Origin of the sequence: Paenibacillus algicola (assembly GCF_005577435.1) — a bacterium.
GTDB lineage: Bacteria > Bacillota > Bacilli > Paenibacillales > Paenibacillaceae > Paenibacillus_AQ > Paenibacillus_AQ algicola.
Map to the genome: position 1 here is coordinate 725,443 of NZ_CP040396.1, position 17,191 is coordinate 742,633.

Below are 17,191 nucleotides of genomic sequence, written 5' to 3' on the forward strand. Positions count from 1 at the left end.
GAGATATTCAGATTTCTGTGTTAATATAGCGGTGAATGACTTTTGAAAGAAAGAGATGAGCCAAAAATGAGCTACCGGTGGCATCACACTTTTACGATTAAATATCATTAAAATTCAGAGATTAGTCTCTCTGTTTTTTTTTTTTTAATCTTTCTTTGGCATTCATCTAAAGGGGATAACTAATGGCACTAATTATTAAACCAAAAAAACTAGTGGGTGAACGTTTTAGAGAAATTTATGTTTGGTAATAGCACTTGGAGAAGCGGGAAAAAGAAACTGTTTCACTGAGTAAAAGCCAGTTGACTGGGACAACTAAAATATTAAGAAGCATTGAATCAGTTAATGATTCTAAACACCAGCCTTCTGGAAGCTACCGCAGAAGAATATGCAAAAATTCAAGAAGAATATGAGCTTAAAAAAATCTTTGGGAGTAAGTGCAACAAAAAAAGTAAAGGAAGATTGTAACAAGGAGTTCAAATAAATAATTCCATTTTGGTACCATTTCCAACCTTAATGGAACGGATAGAAGATTATTATTTTGGATATTATATTGCTCATAAATCATCATCAAAACAACTAAGTCTTTAACAAATTATTACTATTGGAGAGGACTTTGGTGGTGAATATGTCTTTAGCCCACCTGAGGAAAGCTTTTATTTCCCAACTCCTTTTAACGGAAAAGTGGCTTTCTTTATAGCTATAATGAAAATTGGTTTATCAAAGTACTATGTTGATATTAAGCATTTCTTTTTTCCTATACTCCGAATTGAGGTGACAAGGGTTACTAAGCTTGCTATAAATGATGCTCAAATAAGTGTTAAACAGGATCTGCGAGAGTGGTCTAAGGCACAATTTGGCTATGACATAAAGTAAACATTGTAAGTAAATAGAATCGTTATTCTATTGAGATTTTTATAAAAGAAGGAGCGGGAAAAAATGAGCGAAAATAAGCGAAAATTGGATGGCAGTCTGGTCGGTTTCGAACAGACAATCATGGACTCAGTTAAAGACAAGATGGACTATCAAAAGAGATTGGATGAATTTCTAGCTAGACAAAATTCATTGTATGGCAAAAAATCTGAGATCCATTTTTGTTGTAAGTGTAATAGTACTGAGCTGGTGTACCAAGAGGAAGAGTTGCCTTTAAAGACAAATAATAACCGATTTAAAAGGGTCAAATTAATGGCGGCTGTTTGTTTGAAGTGTGGCGAAAAGCACTATACCAGCAAAGAGATAGAACAGTTAGTAGAAATAATTGATTTGATTGACTCTTACTATTGTGAAGATAATAACGCTGTTGAAACTCAACCTACTTCCTGTAAGGTTTGTGAATCCGATAATATGGATAATGTGGAGTTGGAAGTATATCTTATTTCTACTGATTCAAAATTCATCTCTGTTACCATACAAGAGGATTACTGTACTAGATGTAATGCAGTTAACTACGCTGATGAAGGCGACCAGATGGCAATTGATCATCTTAAATATTTCCTTCTAACATTACGGTAGAAGGTGCTGTTTGCTCGCTGTGTAAAAAGCAATACATTTATACAGCACTCTAAAGAATCTCGCAATAATTTAGGTTGTTTCGCTATAGAATAAAGCATAGATAGGGTGAGGGGAATATTGAATAAAGAATATATAATTCAAGAAAAGCTTGAGCAGCTTCTAGAGAGTTTTAGTACATTGAATGACACAGTTAATTTAGCATTGAGCCATAGTGAAGAACGATTGACCGCGATAGAAAGATCAATGGGGAAAATAGAACGAAAATTAATTGATCAGAATAAATTCTTGAGCTTATTATCAAAAAATGAACTAATAGATCGATGGTAACAATGAAATATCATAATGATCGAATAATACCCACGCACTTACAGAGTGAAGAGTATCAGAGGTCAAGTATTAAAGCAGTGAATGATGAAGATGAATGTGATTGAAGTAGTTTTAAGCAGAGCACTGCTTTTTCTTGGACGAATAGTGCCCATCATTGGTACGTGCTTTGCTTAAAAACGAAACCGATATACACAGTAATGTAACTATAACTTCATCCATTTAATTTCACCACAATTGGTAGCGATTTGTTATCTTAGCTTATTGTATGTACCTAACACATTCATAGTAAGATGTGCGCTTGGAATTTTACTTCCTCGGTCTTTGTTATTGCAATTACGATTTAAGTGTTTTGATTGATCCTTGTCTATCAGTCAGTACCCAAATAACAATACGAATACCCCTTGGTTCTGAATACCTTGGAATAGATTCGCTTCCCTTCCGATACAATCGATGGATATAATATTTTTATTAAGAAATATGAGGCAGGTGTATGTCGATGAGTAAATACGGTACGGTGGCAGTCAACGCAGTCCTCTCAATATTGAGTGGGAACATTTCTGACCCCTTAAATGCGTGGAAAGAAGCTTCTGCAAAAGTATTTGGTGAAGGGACTTGGGCACAGCGTAAAGGTTGTCCTAAAAATGCCTTCCTTGGTCTTTGCGAAGCAGGTCTAGTGAAAGGCATCCCAGCTGGTGACTACGTTGAAATAAGTGGGGCTAGGAAGAATAAGGGGTATGCCGTTAATGCAATTGAGGTTTTGAAGAGAAGACCAGAGTTATCTGAAGACAAACTTGGTCTGTGGAGGATGGTTATGCAGGGCAATAATATGTCGCATAACTCACAGATGGATGTAGTGTTAGCGTTGTGGAATAAACAACTTATCAATTGCGAATGAATTTTGGAGGGAGTTCAATTGGAAGAGGAAAGAAGAAGTATAAAAGGCTATGAAGGGATATACGATATTACTCGTTCGGGACGTATAATTATTGTTAAAAATAATCGTGTACGTCATAGATCAGGAAATGAATATGGGTATGTTAACGTACACCTACGGAAGAATGGTGAAAGAAAGCTGTATAAGACATTCGAATTATGGCAAAAGTCATTTGCAGAGATAGACCCAAGTGAATATAAGGGAATGCAATAGTCTTTAGCAAAGAAGGATGTAGTCATTGCACATCATCGATAATTATCAAGTGACCTGTAACAGAGTGAACTGAGCGTTGGGTTGCTACATGCTATATGTAATAAAGTATTCATGTTTCATTCATCTTACAGCCGTACTCTAAATTTATGTTAAAGCGAATCTATTGAACACAAGAGATAAATACTGTATATTGAATCTATATATTATGTAAAGCAGAAGCACTGCTATTTCATGGACAGCAATGTCCTTGATTTAGCTGTGCTTTTTTTGCTTTCAAGGGAGGGGATTTGATATGAAGGTTAAGGAAATAGTCACTGATGCTGATTTGCAGAACTGCATTTACTTTCAACAAGCTATTGAAGTGTTTATTGGTGGTGCATTGGATGATGTGTGCTATGTGATTGATTATGATGCTAAGATCGTAAAAGTCAGAGAAGGCTTTTCTTACTTGAGGAGTAATATAAAGATGTTCCTCAACGATGGGTTGTGTAGATGATTAGCGATATCTGTTACGGCTATGTTTTCTGGTATATTGTTGATAGAGAGTAATATAAGTTAAAGGAGATAGAGATGACTATACCCAAGAACATAAATATTGAACATGTTATACGAGCTTTGGACTATATTGACATGAATGGTGTGCCGAATGAGAGAATCTCAACTAAGTTTGTATTGGAGCATAACAGCAAGTACTATCCTCCTAAATATGTCCTCTCAATCGCAAATACTTTTGTTAATGGTACTGAATTGAGTGCGACTGAGTTTTCTGGTGGTACTGAAGCTAATAGTTTTCTAAAACGACTAGGGTTTATTATTATTGATGAACTTAATGATGTGATTTACACAAGTATTGGAGACGATGCTATTAGAAGTTTTCAAAAAACAGTAGTTGATGCTTATAATACCGCTAGAAAAGAGTGTGGATATAATGCTTCTGTATTCATTCAACTCATTCATGAGCATGGAGCAGTCAAAGTAGCCAAGGACTTCCTAGTCAAGAACAGGGCGACGACAGGGTTTGAGAAGCTGTGGGAAAAGCAACGACTTGATTTAACAATAGAAGCAAGTGTCCTTCTTCCACAATATAAAGTCTTATTTACTGCCGCAGAGCGTCGGACTGCCTTTGAGCGATTAAAGGAGTATGGTTATGTGATTCAGGGCTTATTATTTGAAGACAATATTGCAAGGGAAATTATACCTGTCTTTAATGTTGGTGAGTACTATAGCCGTAAAGATGTTTACAAAATAATGAATGTTCCAGAGGCTCAACAAGGAGGGAACTGGGATACAGGTTACACTCGTTATAAAGGTGATTCTTTTGTATTTGCCAATATAGGCACAGCTGGTAGGACTGGTCATGATCATCCAAACAAGTTTGATGGAAATGATTTAGTTTGGTACGGAAAGAAGGGATCGAAGTTATCACATGACTCCATACAGTCACTCATTAATCCCGAAGGAAGTGTACACATATTCGCGAGAGAAAGCAGTGACGATCCTAAGTTCGTTTTTATTGGTAATGGTAGTGTGAAATTCTTTGCAGATACAACTCCTGTGAATATAGTTTGGCAGTTCAATGATCCGTTAGAAAACCATCCTGAAATTCTTTCGGAGGAAGTTGATCCAAAGAAGACTGTGGAAGGTGCAGTAAAACAAGTGTTTGTAAATGTTTTTGAAAGAAGTCCTATTGCACGCAAAAAATGTATCGAACATCATGGATGTTATTGTAGTGTATGTGGCTTTAATTTTTTTGACTATTATGGAGATGTTGGAAAAGACTTCATACATGTTCATCATTTAAAACCACTACATGAGATCAGGGAAGAATACGAAGTTGATGCTGTTGAAGATTTACGACCTGTATGTCCTAATTGCCATGCAATGCTACATAGACGCAAGCCAGCTTACTCTATTGAGGAGCTGAAAGAGATTATCTTGAAGAAAGAAAGAGCCATTCATCATTAGATGAATTGGCTCTTTCTTTCATCATTCATTGTTTATATAATTTAATGGTTCCTTGATTAATTAATCAAGGAAAATTTTAATCAGGTGTGCCCTGAGCTATATATAAGGGTAACAAGTACAAGCAATCTATAGGAATTATATGACTTCTGATGAATTATTATCGAGGTTATATACTGTAATTTTTATCTTTATTCCTGATATTAGATCAAAGAGGTCGTTTTTATCATTGCTTGTTGAACTATTTATTTGAGTATGTATGGTGGAATTATTTAAGATAATAACCGTATTTGTCGTGTGGAAATCCCGAGAAAGATAGTCTCTATAGTTTTTAATCCAAGAATATACTTCTATTTTACTGGATTGTGAATGTGACTGAGTAACTAATCTGTCTAATTGATAAAGTCCCCCAATGTCCATCGACATGTAGCAGGCATTTTTAGAAATAGTAAAAGAATTGATTTCAGAATCTGATTTTTTTTGTTTTGCTAAATTGACCAACTTATTTGATTCATCAACGAGACTTGCAATTTTACTCATGGATGTGATCGGACTAAGAATTAAAGAAAACGGACTAACACTTTCTTCCCAACTCGTAGCTGATAACACTTTGATATGTTTATCGCTTGGCAATGACTGGTTGAAGGGGAAACTTGATTGGTCACAAGAGTATGACGTATAACTTGGATCTTCCTTCTTTAAAAAATTATAGGCAAAAATAATCACAATAATCAAAAAGACAATACTGATAGATACGATGGTTATTTTCTTTTTGTTATCAGTAAATAAATAATTCATGAAATCCCCGCCTTGTATATTTATAAAGTATTAATACGTTGTTTGACGAAAAAGGATTCTTTTTCAACGATAAGTGTGAGCAACCCAATGGCGGGGGTAAGGCGGCACTTAGCTTAGACTATAAAATGAACTGTTCTTTCATTCTACATAGAAAGTTTTCAATATGCTGTGCGGTTAGATTTTGTAACTCATGTGGGAAATGTTCTTTTTGTATATATGGATAATTAGGGTCATTACAAAAGTACCTTATTCTCTCATCAGTTGAAGTTAACTTCAATAACATCTTCGCGCCATATTCTGCACCCCGATGTAGATATACCATTTCTGGGTAGAGATGATAGTACGCACCAAGACGCAATGCCGTGTCATATACTGAGAGTGAACCGAATCCTTTTACTTTTACACAATAAATTACTACAAGAATTTCATCAAAGTTTTTACATTGATTAAGTTGATCTATTACACCTTGGTCTAGTAACTGAGTGGTAACTTCTTCAAGTACATCTTTGTCGAGTTGCACTTGGTGAGAGTCTCGTTTACGATCAGGTAAATAACCCCAAACTGCATCTTTGATGTGCTCCTCGATACTTTTGTATTTACTTCGAAAATCACTCAGTTTCCATTCTTCATAATTAGCCATATTTTTTTCATATTGCTTAACAAGTGCAGTTAGCTTCATTTAGTACCTCCTTCATAATCTAGAAATTCCCACCTTGATTATAGCAATCATGTATTAGAATAACTACTTTATTATATTTGATAAAAAAGAAATGGAAGTCGTGGAAGTTAGAAATCATATCCATTAATTGATTGATTACAAACTAATAAGTTTAATAAGGCACCATTGTAACTTTCGACATATAGAATTGCATAAATAATATCATCTAATTTGAATAAATCAATTTGTTATTTGTTTCATTCCAGCTATTAGTTGAATCGTATCATGGAAAAGATGATAAAATTAGCCGTTTTGGGTGTTATGATGTCTTTTGCGGAATGAACGCTATACATATTGCTGCCTGGAAATTTCCCTCTCAAAAAGTCCGTATATCGGAAGTGCCCTGTGTGCTAGGGTGAACTAAATATTTGAGTCCCGATCCCTATGTATAATTTCTAATGCTTACAAGAGACCCATGTAAGAGCAATGCATTAACTTAACATAGATGCCTTACGAGGTAAGAATGTCTATAAATAGGATGTACAGTCTATAAGCTGTCATATTTGTAGCTTTGTAATCGTCTTCCCAAACTTGAATTAAACTAGATGGACTGAATAATCTTGGATGCTTTAATTTAGAAAAGTTGAACGGAAATTACTGGTGTGTATTGATGAAATAGTATATGGTATAATATTACCTAGATGGATATAGGAGGAATACTAAATGCAGAAAAATATTGTCATTTCAAAACAAAGTGATATAGATGGTTTTAACTCTTTTCGTTGTTCACTGTGTGGGGATGAGTTTAAATTAGATACAAATGAGGTTCAAGAAGATGACGTATTAGAAATTTTCTGCCCAAGTTGCGGGATTCCTAGTCCGATCTCCTCATTCTACACTGACGATATTACTGAACATGCTCAAAGAATTGCGATGAATGAAGCAATTAAATCTATTGATGATATGTTTAGAGGACTTGAACGAAAGTATAGAAATAATAAATATATAACATTGAAAGCGGGGAGACCTATAGAAACAACAACCCCACTTCCGTTGTATGAGCAAGATAACTTAGAACAAGTTCAGTTTCTATGTTGTAGTAAAAATGCCAAGCTAAGTCTAGTAGCCAAAACAGTTAATCCATATTGTCCATATTGTGGGGTGAATTAATTGGAGAAGATCATTGATATAAAAAAATTCAAATTAATATCAAAGCAGTTTAGAAGAGTAGCAGGAGATTTATTGAATGCAACTGATACCTATGAAGCAATGAGATTGGCGAAAAGATTCATTATGTACATCGATTCAGAACCTATATTAAGTGATTTTATTAGCAAAAATCATACAATAGATTTCAATATGGAGGAGATAGTAAAACAAAGGGATTATAATGATAAATTTGATATCCCATTAAAGGTGAGCGAAGAGATCAGTTTCATCTATCAGTTGTTAGCGTATTCTATTACTAATTTTGATAGATACGATACAATTTCACGTCCTTATGCCTTCTATAAGGGAGCAAAAATTTCAGATAGTATAAGAGAATTTAACAGAGAAGTAGTAAAGTTACTGGTGAATCATGTTTCTGATTACTTAGGGGAGAAGGCGATTGAATTGGGAATAGATGAAAAACCGAACGCCAAAATTCTGGTTCATGGAAATTTAGGTCAACTTAATTTCTCAGAGACAGGTAATGTCAATGCTAGCCAAGTGAATAATTATGGAGGAAATGAAGAATTAGTCAAGATTGCAGAAAGTCTGTTGCAAATATTAAGAGAAACTTCTATCTCAAACCCTGATATAAAAGAAGACGCCATTGACTTCGTACAGCAAGCTAAAGAAGAAGCGGAATCGGGGCAACAACCAAAGCCATCCTTGTTAAGGAGAATCAAAGACACGCTTACCAATGTCAGAGGTACAGTGGAAGAGACCTCGCAATTGGCTACACAGATTGATAAATTTATTCAAGTAATTACAAGCTTGTTTTTGTAAGTAGAGGAAATAATGTAAAGCGGGAGTTCAAATATATGACATACGAAGAATTAATTCAATATATTTCCAATCAATCCGAAGATGATGAAGTAATACATATTGAAACAGATGATTCGAAAAAATTATCAATCTCCGATTTGCCTGAGAATGCGAATATTCAAATTGGTGACACAATTGAAGGCATACTACATATCAAATTAGAGGGAACTCTAGCTTGGAATACTGCAGGAGAAATATGCATTGCGATGGCACATAACTGGTACAGAAAGTTCTGGTACTCTCCATTAGGAATCGCATATTATATGGATTTAATGAAGCGACTAGTTGAGTTCAGAGAACAAGAATATGGTGATATTGAAAGTATACAATTTGAAGATGATGGAGATTGGTGTCATCTGTATTATTCCATTAAAATCCCCAGAGAACTTAATAACTTATACGATATTTACTGTCATGGGTTATCAATCTATGAATGGATTGAGAGTATAGTTATTGAAACTGAATTGGAGGTTTCACAATTATTCACTAAAGCAACAGAGAAATATTCTAAGTACAAACTCATAGAGATTCCAGAATTAATCCAAAGAGTAGAAACAGAAGATGATGCTAACGAGAAAGGAAGGCTATTAGAGGAATTAATATGCAAGATTTTTGCTGAAATCCCTGGGTTTGAAGTTAGAGATAGAATAAAATCTGAGACAGAAGAAATCGATATTGTTATTTTGAATCGATCAGATCAATCCTTCTGGCAAAAAGAATCCTCACTTATACTTGTTGAATGTAAAAATTGGTCTTCAAAATGTGGTAAAAATGAGCTGGTTGTCTTTAAGGAAAAGATTTTAAACAGAAGGGGAAGGGCGAAAATTGGTTTTCTTGTATCATGGAATGGATTTGCTGGAACTTTTTTAAAAGAAGATTTAAGAACTTCACAAAATGATGTTTTAATTATTCCTGTCACAGGTGATGACATTAAGAGAGCAGTATCGGACAATAATATTCAAGAAACATTAGTGGAATTATGGTTAGATGCCGTAGTGCTATAACTCATCATGCAGTTGACTATATACTTGTGCTTTATTTTATGTTTTCAGTTGAAATCGATCATTTTACCCGCTACAATTGATGTACAAAGATAACGCAGTAATTGAATAGTAATTTACTCTATTGAGCCACGTACTCCTACACCGTCGGCATTCGCGCTGTAACGTCCATCGACGGCATGACTGCCGACTGGGCGCGTATTCCGTGGGATGTGCTGGAGAAAATCTCCGTGCGCATCGTCAACGAGGTCGACAACGTCAACCGCATCGTATACGATGTGACGAGCAAGCCGCCGGCAACGATTGAGTGGGAATGAACAAGCGACACTTTAAACACTGAAAAACGTTTATTTTGCGCCGTTTAGGTAAAACTTATATGACTTTCTGAGATCAAAATTCTTTTGAATTGTCTCCAAGATTGTCGTCAAAAACTCTCGCCGAATGATTGTCGGTGGGAGTTTTTATTTAGATATTAGCCGTTTGCATGCGTGGAACGCACATAACGGAATTACGATCAATCGACTTCATCATAATGGCATGGTGTATAATGTGGTATGTGACTGTCGAATAAAAGAAATTTTGAGTAGAGTATGGAATAAGTTTTGTTGTTAGCAGGATAATTTGGAGGTATATACAATGACAAGTACAGCACAACGTGCCGAATTACAATCCCAAATCTGGAAAATAGCCAATGATGTCCGTGGCTCAGTAGATGGATGGGATTTTAAACAATATGTATTAGGAACGCTGTTTTACCGTTTCATTAGCGAGAATTTCTCTAGCTATATTGAAGCTGGAGACGAAAGTATCAAGTATGCAGAATTACCTGATGAGATTATAACGAAAGAAATCAAAGAGGATGCCATTAAAACAAAAGGTTATTTCATCTATCCGAGTCAGTTGTTTACTAATATCGCGAAAACCGCCAACGCAAATGAAAGCTTGAATACAGATTTAGCTGCGATATTTGCTGCTATTGAAGGTTCAGCAAATGGTTATCCATCGGAATTAGATATTAAAGGATTATTTGCTGATTTTGACACCACAAGCAACCGACTGGGGAATACGGTGAAAGATAAAAACAGTCGTTTAGCTGCTGTTATTAAAGGTGTTGCAGGGCTTAATTTTGGTAAATTTGAAGATAATCAAATTGATCTGTTTGGTGATGCCTATGAGTTTCTGATCTCTAATTATGCTGCTAACGCAGGTAAATCTGGAGGGGAATTCTTCACACCTCAGCATGTATCAAAGCTTATAGCTCAATTAGCCTTAAACAATCAAGCAACAATTAACAAAATTTATGACCCAGCAGCTGGTTCGGGATCACTCTTATTACAAGCAAAAAAACAGTTTGATGCTCATATTATCGAAGATGGGTTTTACGGACAAGAGATTAACCATACGACGTATAACCTTGCTCGTATGAATATGTTTCTACACAATATAAATTATGATAAGTTTCATATTGCTTTAGGAAATACGCTATTAGACCCTCATTATGGAGATGAAAAGCCTTTTGATGCCATTGTATCGAACCCACCTTATTCCGTAAATTGGATCGGTAATGATGACCCCACGCTTATTAATGATGAAAGATTTGCTCCTGCAGGCGTACTAGCGCCAAAGTCTAAAGCTGATTTTGCTTTTGTACTTCATGCTCTCAGTTATCTTTCAAGCAAAGGTCGTGCAGCCATCGTTTGCTTCCCTGGTATCTTTTACCGTGGTGGTGCAGAACAGAAAATTAGAAAATATCTGATTGATAATAACTTTGTTGAAACGGTTATTTCATTAGCACCTAACCTTTTTTATGGTACTTCAATAGCGGTGAATATCCTGGTTCTATCTAAACATAAAACTGATAATCAAACGCAATTTATTGATGCAAGCGGCGTAGATTTCTATAAGAAAGCGACCAACAATAACATACTTACAGATGAACACATTGAGCAAATTATTGAAATGTTTGACGCTAAAGAAGATGTGGACCATGTTGCAAAATCTGTTGAGTATGAAGCCATCGTTCAGAATGATTACAACCTATCTGTGAGCTCCTATGTGGAAGCAAGAGACACTAGGGAAGTCATTGATATAAACGAGTTGAATGAAGAGATAAAAACGACTGTAGCAAAGATAGATCAACTACGTGCTGCAATTGGTGACATTATTGGGGAGATTGAATCATGATTATGCCAAAGTTTATGGAGAAACTCCTTGAGGGGGTTGAAGTTGAGTGGGAAACATTGGAGGACGCAGCAGAACTTTATGGAGGTCTTTCTGGCAAAAAAAAGGAAGACTTCAGTTATGGCAACGCTTTATATATTTCATATAAGAACATATTTGATAATATAGAAATAAATTTCGATAAGCTGGAAGCTGTAAAAGTATCCGATTCAGAAAATCAACATGAAGTAAAATATGGGGATATTTTATTTACAGGCTCATCAGAGACAGCTGAAGAAGCAGGAATGTCTTCGTCTGTTACAACAAAATTTAAAAAGATAAAGTTTATTTAAATAGTTTTTCATTTGGCGTAAGATTTAAAGAGGATATTCTAATGATTCCGCAATTTTCAAAATATTTATTTCGCAGTCACTTTATGCGGACGGAAATTGCAAAGACAGCTAGTGGTGTTACGCGTTTTAATATATCTAAAGCAAGATTTAAAAAAATCCAAATCCCCATCCCGCCTCTAAAAGTACAAGAGGAAATAGTCCGTATATTGGACACATTCACAGAGCTTACAGCAGAGCTTACAGCAGAGCTTATAGCTCGTAAAATGCAATATACCTATTACCGTGATAGATTGTTGACTTTTGAAATGGGTGAAGTTGAGTGGAAGACGTTGGGGGAGCTTGCCGAAAATCTTGACTCAATGCGTAAACCGATTGCTAGTGGTTTAAGAGCGGTTGGTGATATTCCATATTACGGGGCGTCAGGTATCGTTGATTATGTAAAGGATTATATTTTTGAAGGAGATTTTTTGCTTGTTTCGGAAGATGGAGCAAACCTCCTTGCAAGAAATACACCAATTGCATTTAGTGCGAGTGGTAAAATATGGGTAAATAATCATGCTCATGTACTTAAATTTAAGACTTATGAGGAACGGAGATTTGTTGAGTTTTATATAAATCATATTAATTTAACTCCCTATATATCAGGGGCGGCTCAACCTAAATTAAACCAGAAAAATTTAAATAGTATCATAGTCCCAAATCCGAAGTGGGTTCAATCCTTTGATAACTTTGAAGAGTTGAATATTAACTTAGACGAGTTACTCAGTCATGTAAGGTTTGGAGTTAAAGCTGACCGGTTTGAGCTTGCCTTAGATGAGTTATCAAAGGTACTAGGCTTTCCTAGTGAAAGACCTGATAAAGAGTGGAAAGCAGGACCAGATAATTTGTGGAAAGTAAAAGATAATGAATATCTCCTTATTGAATGTAAGAGTGGTGTTGATTTGACAAGGAATGAAATAAATAAAGATGAAACTGGTCAAATGAATAACGCTTGTGCATGGTTCACAAAAAATTACGGTGATGTACCAGTAAAACGAATTATGATTATTCCATCAAAGAAGGTAAATAATTCAACCGGATTTAACTATCCTGTCGAAATTGTCCGGGACGGGAATTTGAGGAAACTAAATAACAACGTAAAGGCCTTCTTTACTGAATTTAAACAAATGGATCTATCTGATCTATCGGATACGAAAATACAAGAATTGCTTGTATTACACAAGCTAACCGCCGATGATATCATTAACCTATATTCCGAAAACCCGCGTACTTAATATTTTTAGTTGAAGGGATGACTATGATGAGTTATTTCATTGATACAGTTCCGAACATAATTGGTAATATGAAACTTAGGAAGTCCCAAATAGAATCATATATAAAGATAAAAGAGTATTTTGAATCAGAACCTAAGGGAGAAGCCCTAGTAGTGCTCCCAACAGGTACAGGCAAAAGTGGATTGATATCAATAGCCCCATATGCAAATATGGTTCGCAAAAATTGGATTTCATGACCAAGCTGGTAATGAGTACTTATCCAGCGATGGGAAATTAAATATTAGGAAAATAATGCCTCAGGAATTTTACGAATCTTTTTCTAATGCAGTGAAGGGGAAGAATTGTTTAATTGTTGATGATAACTTTGCAATGGGTGAAACTTTTAAGGCTTGTAAAACAATTATTGAAGAGGCTGGTGGAGTTGGTTATTCGAGAAGCATAGAAAGTTCTTGGTCCTACTTTGAACGGTACCATAAGGATGGGGGGGGGAGTGGAATTATGGTAGACTTCCCGAGTTTGCGAACATACTTCCACCACACAAAACAAGTTACTTTAATAAATTACCTCTGTAGTAAGGAGTTTGGGAAGTACATATCCGAAATCTCTGACCTTAACTTGTTACCTTCATTAGCTTTACAAATAAAGAGGAACTATAAGAGAGCATTAAAAATTACAGATTGGCCGAAGCACACGTTAAGAGTAATGCATTCTGAGATTAAGGAGTCGGATAATTGGCTTGCAAAAAGCAGTCCTGAGAAAATATACAAATAAGTGAGGTGAAACAGGTGGGTTATATATATCCTAAGAACTTTAATAAAGAGTGGAGACTCAATATAGATATTAAAGACGGCGTTGTCGTTGGTAGAGAAACAGAGGAATTAGAGTCCTTTTTTCTTAATTTAGAACAAGAAAGGATTCCAGTATGTCTTGTTGATATAAATGCATCACAAGGTGAAGGCAGCAATAATCCATTCATTCATAAGAAACTACAAGAACGGAAAGGGCAATACTGGTACGCCGGTGGCGTGGTTGATATAGAAAGTGTCGAAAAGTACATGACAATGGGTGCAAGAGGTGTGATCATTAGTTCAGGGATTTATAAAAATGATAGATTAAATTCTGTATTCTTAAAAGAGCTTAGGGACAATTTTGGCATTAACGACTATATTATATCTGTTGACTTTGAAGAAAATAGAATGGTTACAAAGGGATTTAGCGAATCAGTCAATATGGAGATGGAATTAGTTCTAGAAGAACTATATACTTTATTGAGTCAGGGGACTAATATTCAACTAATAGATGTTAAGGTATCAAAAATGAGGCTTCAACCAAATCTCAGTATGCTCCAGATTGTAGCGGATAGATACTCGGACATCTTTAAGTTGTGGTATGGCGGAAATATTTGCTCATGGGATCAATTTTTGGTGGTCCAGGGTATTGGTTTTAGTCCAACACTAGGAAGGGCGTATCTAGAAGGGGACCTTGGACTAATGTAAGACTACTCAAAGTTCAGCCTTCGGTGTGCTGGGATTGCTATAACTGGTAGCGGGACTTACAACAAGGTTTAAGACCCAGTGATGGAGCAAGAAATATGGATGCCCAAAAGAACATTTAACGACATTGGGAGGATGTTTATGAATTACTCTGAACTAGCCTATTTCGGTGGAGAACCAACTGTGAAGAAAATAAAACCCCACCTGGAGTGGCCTTATCTATCGGATAATTGTATCAATGAAGTGACGCAATACTTAAAAGATCGAAAACCATTGTCGATTGCTGACGGATCAGGGGTTGTATTTGAATTAGAACAAGTAATAAAAGACTACTTTGGTATCGATTACGTATTAACCACTAACTCTGGAAGCAACGCTCTGCATTCTGCTTACGTAGCATTGAATTTAAAAGTAGGTTCAGAGGTAATTGTCCCTGTTTCTACATTTCATGCAAGTATCACTCCAGCAATTCACTGCGGTCTAACTCCGGTGCTAGTGGATGTTAGTAGTGAGACTGGAAATATATCTCCTAGCGCAATACTGGAGGCAATAACTGAAAAAACTTCTTGTATTGTGGTAACTCATATGTTTGGGCATCCAGTAGATCTAAATGAAATTGTCGAAATCTGTAATAGACATGGATTGAAGTTAATTGAAGATTGTTCACATTCATTTGGCTCGACATATTTTGATAGAAAAGTTGGAACTTTTGGGGATGTTGCAGTATTTAGCATGCAAGCAACAAAGACTGTTCCGGCCGGCGAAGGAGGTTTCTTGATCACAAGTGATCGTGATATATACGAACGGGCATGTTTATTAGGGCACTATAGAGGTAGGTCTGCAAGAGATGTACAGGATCCTTTCTTAAAGCAATTTGCGGAAACTGGTTATGGGCTGAAATATAGAATTCATCCACTTGCAGCTGTAATTGCTAAAAATGAGTTTTTGCAACTGGAGAAGAGAATTTCAGAGAGGAATAGAATTACGAGTGTGATTTCTCAAGGGTTAGAAGAATCCAATGGAATAATACCACCAATAATAAAAGAATATGTCACTATGGGGGGGTTCTTTGGTTATAGGGCGAGATATATTGAAAATAAATTGTTTATAAATGATAGACCTATTAGCGTTGATGAATATATCGGAATTCTACAGTCAGAAGGCTTGGAAGTTCATAGGCCATCAGTTCCACCACTGGATCAAATGCCTATATTTAGGCACAATTATGTAGGTCTTGAATATGCAAATCATTGGAAGCCTCGACTGTTAGAGCCGTATTTAGGTGCAAGAGAATTTTATAAGAACCTAATAAGTATCCCTTCATTTATGAGTCTTGATTCCTTACCACTTATTAATGAATATATAAAAGCTATAAAAAAGGTATCAAACATATTGTCGCCTGTGACTTTACAGTACAAGGTTGGGCAGCATACACATGGGCTAAATGACGAAAGACCGCGGTAGACGCTTTACAGGAACGACACAAGGAACCGAAGAACGCGCAGTCTTCTAAGCCGCGTCCCTTTAAGCCTTTCATACAGAAATGACCTTGGGGAAGATCATAAGCATCCATCGATACAAGCAGCGGCATACCGCAATGCAGGCCCACAAACGTCTTGTTGCGGTATGTGAGGGTTATGACATTTTCGTACCCAGTATCCAGCGCTATGTGAAGAGTCTCCGAAAGCAAAGGTATCAAGAAGGTAAGCTGGTGCTCGACTGGAAGCCGGGGAAGCGCGGGTGGACTTCGGCGAAACTGACTTCTACGACGCAAATGGCGAGAAGCATATGTACAAGTTTCCTGTGCGATGCTTTCCTACAGCAACGCAGGCTACGTGCAGTTCTTCGTTGGTGAAACGGTAGAGTGTGTCGCAAGTAGGCTAAGCGACTGCGTGAACACTGCGAACGATATAGGAACTCTCGAGTAGATACATTTCGACACAGAACTTCAAGCGATGGAACAGGCAAGGGAGCTCGGAACCTGTCTTGCGCTAACGGCGTTGTGTTGGTGGCAAGGTGGCTAGTAACGTGCTCAGTCGATCTTGGTGTATACGACATGCTTCTACAGGTGGCAGGAGCGAGAACTCTACCTTCTGCAAGAAGTTAGTACTCAGCCAGCGTGCAGTGCAGCTGTGCGAGACAGAAGCAACACCAAAGCAGGAAGAGTTCCTTCACCGGGTCCTCGCCGGGGAAGTGGAGAGCCGTGAACGCAGCCGCCGGAGCCGTTTGCTCACGCGTGCAGGCTTTCCCGCCTTCAAAAGGCTGGATGGATACGACCGGCATGGGGTGAAATTGCCCTCGGCCTTGCAATGGAACGACTTAACGGAAGGGACGTTTATTCAAAGTAAGCGAAATCTTGTCCTATATGGACCTGTTGGTACCGTCAAGACGCACTGGCTAATTACAGCAGGACTTCGAGCATGAAGCGTCTGACCGAGACACGACGAGTGGTACGCTTGAGCGCTTCATGAGAGGGAT

Annotated in this window: 18 protein-coding genes and 1 pseudogene; 17 read left to right on the forward strand and 2 right to left on the reverse strand. The window is 36.7% G+C overall.

The window, feature by feature from the left end; genetic code table 11:
* The first annotated feature begins 936 nt into the window (after positions 1-936).
* The 6 genes from E6C60_RS03300 (at position 937) to E6C60_RS21255 (ending at position 4,948) form a co-directional block, all read left to right on the forward strand.
* Positions 937-1,509: a hypothetical protein gene (locus tag E6C60_RS03300; RefSeq protein ID WP_138224523.1), complete on the forward strand. Its 573-nt coding sequence runs from the start codon at positions 937-939 to the stop codon at positions 1,507-1,509.
* A 117-nt stretch (positions 1,510-1,626) separates the two neighbouring features.
* Positions 1,627-1,836, forward strand: coding sequence for a hypothetical protein (locus E6C60_RS03305; protein WP_138224524.1), 210 nt, complete (start codon positions 1,627-1,629; stop codon positions 1,834-1,836).
* Positions 1,837-2,332: 496 nt separating this feature from the next.
* Positions 2,333-2,731 carry a DUF6979 family protein gene (locus tag E6C60_RS03310; RefSeq protein ID WP_138224525.1) on the forward strand — a complete coding sequence of 133 codons (399 nt, stop codon included), beginning with the start codon at positions 2,333-2,335 and terminating at the stop codon, positions 2,729-2,731.
* Positions 2,732-2,749: 18 nt separating this feature from the next.
* A complete protein-coding gene (locus E6C60_RS03315) occupies positions 2,750-2,983 on the forward strand; it encodes an NUMOD4 domain-containing protein (protein ID WP_138224526.1) in 234 nt (77 codons plus the stop codon).
* Positions 2,984-3,275: 292 nt separating this feature from the next.
* Complete coding sequence (locus E6C60_RS03320; RefSeq protein ID WP_138224527.1) at positions 3,276-3,479, forward strand: hypothetical protein; 204 nt, start codon at positions 3,276-3,278, stop codon at positions 3,477-3,479.
* Between the two features lie 74 nt (positions 3,480-3,553).
* On the forward strand, positions 3,554-4,948 hold the full coding sequence (locus tag E6C60_RS21255; protein ID WP_233281121.1) for a DUF3427 domain-containing protein: 1,395 nt from the start codon (positions 3,554-3,556) through the stop codon (positions 4,946-4,948).
* Positions 4,949-5,083: 135 nt separating this feature from the next.
* Here the strand turns inward: E6C60_RS21255 and E6C60_RS03330 are convergent, their stop codons facing one another.
* Both E6C60_RS03330 and E6C60_RS03335 read right to left on the reverse strand, forming a co-directional pair.
* Positions 5,084-5,743, reverse strand: a complete 660-nt coding sequence (locus E6C60_RS03330) for a hypothetical protein (RefSeq protein WP_138224528.1) — start codon at positions 5,741-5,743, stop codon at positions 5,084-5,086.
* Between the two features lie 118 nt (positions 5,744-5,861).
* Entirely contained in the window at positions 5,862-6,422 is a 561-nt protein-coding gene (locus tag E6C60_RS03335) for a hypothetical protein (protein ID WP_138224529.1), read from the reverse strand.
* A 702-nt stretch (positions 6,423-7,124) separates the two neighbouring features.
* Here E6C60_RS03335 and E6C60_RS03340 point away from each other — a divergent pair.
* From E6C60_RS03340 to E6C60_RS03395, 11 genes and pseudogenes are all read left to right on the forward strand, one after another.
* The gene (locus E6C60_RS03340; RefSeq protein ID WP_138224530.1) at positions 7,125-7,571 is read left to right on the forward strand and encodes a hypothetical protein; all 447 of its coding nucleotides are present in this window, start codon (positions 7,125-7,127) and stop codon (positions 7,569-7,571) included.
* Entirely contained in the window at positions 7,572-8,393 is an 822-nt protein-coding gene (locus tag E6C60_RS03345; protein WP_233281122.1) for a hypothetical protein, read from the forward strand.
* A 35-nt stretch (positions 8,394-8,428) separates the two neighbouring features.
* The gene (locus E6C60_RS03350; RefSeq protein ID WP_138224531.1) at positions 8,429-9,436 is read left to right on the forward strand and encodes a restriction endonuclease; all 1,008 of its coding nucleotides are present in this window, start codon (positions 8,429-8,431) and stop codon (positions 9,434-9,436) included.
* Between the two features lie 128 nt (positions 9,437-9,564).
* Positions 9,565-9,750, forward strand: a pseudogene (locus E6C60_RS03355) (GMP synthase (glutamine-hydrolyzing)); the annotation flags it as partial.
* 319 nt (positions 9,751-10,069) lie between these two features.
* Entirely contained in the window at positions 10,070-11,617 is a 1,548-nt protein-coding gene (locus E6C60_RS03360; protein ID WP_138224532.1) for a type I restriction-modification system subunit M, read from the forward strand.
* Positions 11,614-11,946 (forward strand): restriction endonuclease subunit S domain-containing protein, encoded by a 333-nt coding sequence (locus E6C60_RS03365; RefSeq protein WP_138224533.1) that lies wholly within the window; start codon positions 11,614-11,616, stop codon positions 11,944-11,946. Before E6C60_RS03360 ends, E6C60_RS03365 begins: the two co-directional genes overlap by 4 nt.
* Before the next feature lie 41 nt (positions 11,947-11,987).
* Positions 11,988-13,220: a restriction endonuclease subunit S gene (locus E6C60_RS03370; RefSeq protein ID WP_138224534.1), complete on the forward strand. Its 1,233-nt coding sequence runs from the start codon at positions 11,988-11,990 to the stop codon at positions 13,218-13,220.
* 201 nt (positions 13,221-13,421) lie between these two features.
* Complete coding sequence (locus E6C60_RS03380; protein WP_138224536.1) at positions 13,422-13,991, forward strand: phosphoribosyltransferase; 570 nt, start codon at positions 13,422-13,424, stop codon at positions 13,989-13,991.
* Positions 13,992-13,996: 5 nt separating this feature from the next.
* A complete protein-coding gene (locus tag E6C60_RS03385; protein ID WP_217496372.1) occupies positions 13,997-14,716 on the forward strand; it encodes a HisA/HisF-related TIM barrel protein in 720 nt (239 codons plus the stop codon).
* 138 nt (positions 14,717-14,854) lie between these two features.
* A complete protein-coding gene (locus E6C60_RS03390; RefSeq protein ID WP_175415169.1) occupies positions 14,855-16,177 on the forward strand; it encodes a DegT/DnrJ/EryC1/StrS aminotransferase family protein in 1,323 nt (440 codons plus the stop codon).
* Positions 16,178-16,741: 564 nt separating this feature from the next.
* Positions 16,742-17,137, forward strand: a complete 396-nt coding sequence (locus E6C60_RS03395) for an ATP-binding protein (protein ID WP_175415170.1) — start codon at positions 16,742-16,744, stop codon at positions 17,135-17,137.
* Positions 17,138-17,191: the final 54 nt, after the last annotated feature.

Bases quoted from the DNA above. Each gene is read 5' to 3' on its own strand.
- E6C60_RS03300 (WP_138224523.1), top strand. From the start codon at position 937: ATGAGCGAAAATAAGCGAAAATTGGATGGCAGTCTGGTCGGTTTCGAA.
- E6C60_RS03310 (WP_138224525.1), top strand. From the start codon at position 2,333: ATGAGTAAATACGGTACGGTGGCAGTCAACGCAGTCCTCTCAATATTG.
- E6C60_RS03320 (WP_138224527.1), top strand. From the start codon at position 3,276: ATGAAGGTTAAGGAAATAGTCACTGATGCTGATTTGCAGAACTGCATT.
- E6C60_RS21255 (WP_233281121.1), top strand. From the start codon at position 3,554: ATGACTATACCCAAGAACATAAATATTGAACATGTTATACGAGCTTTG.
- E6C60_RS03330 (WP_138224528.1), bottom strand. From the start codon at position 5,743: ATGAATTATTTATTTACTGATAACAAAAAGAAAATAACCATCGTATCT.
- E6C60_RS03335 (WP_138224529.1), bottom strand. From the start codon at position 6,422: ATGAAGCTAACTGCACTTGTTAAGCAATATGAAAAAAATATGGCTAAT.
- E6C60_RS03340 (WP_138224530.1), top strand. From the start codon at position 7,125: ATGCAGAAAAATATTGTCATTTCAAAACAAAGTGATATAGATGGTTTT.
- E6C60_RS03350 (WP_138224531.1), top strand. From the start codon at position 8,429: ATGACATACGAAGAATTAATTCAATATATTTCCAATCAATCCGAAGAT.
- E6C60_RS03360 (WP_138224532.1), top strand. From the start codon at position 10,070: ATGACAAGTACAGCACAACGTGCCGAATTACAATCCCAAATCTGGAAA.
- E6C60_RS03365 (WP_138224533.1), top strand. From the start codon at position 11,614: ATGATTATGCCAAAGTTTATGGAGAAACTCCTTGAGGGGGTTGAAGTT.
- E6C60_RS03370 (WP_138224534.1), top strand. From the start codon at position 11,988: ATGATTCCGCAATTTTCAAAATATTTATTTCGCAGTCACTTTATGCGG.
- E6C60_RS03380 (WP_138224536.1), top strand. From the start codon at position 13,422: ATGCAAATATGGTTCGCAAAAATTGGATTTCATGACCAAGCTGGTAAT.
- E6C60_RS03390 (WP_175415169.1), top strand. From the start codon at position 14,855: ATGAATTACTCTGAACTAGCCTATTTCGGTGGAGAACCAACTGTGAAG.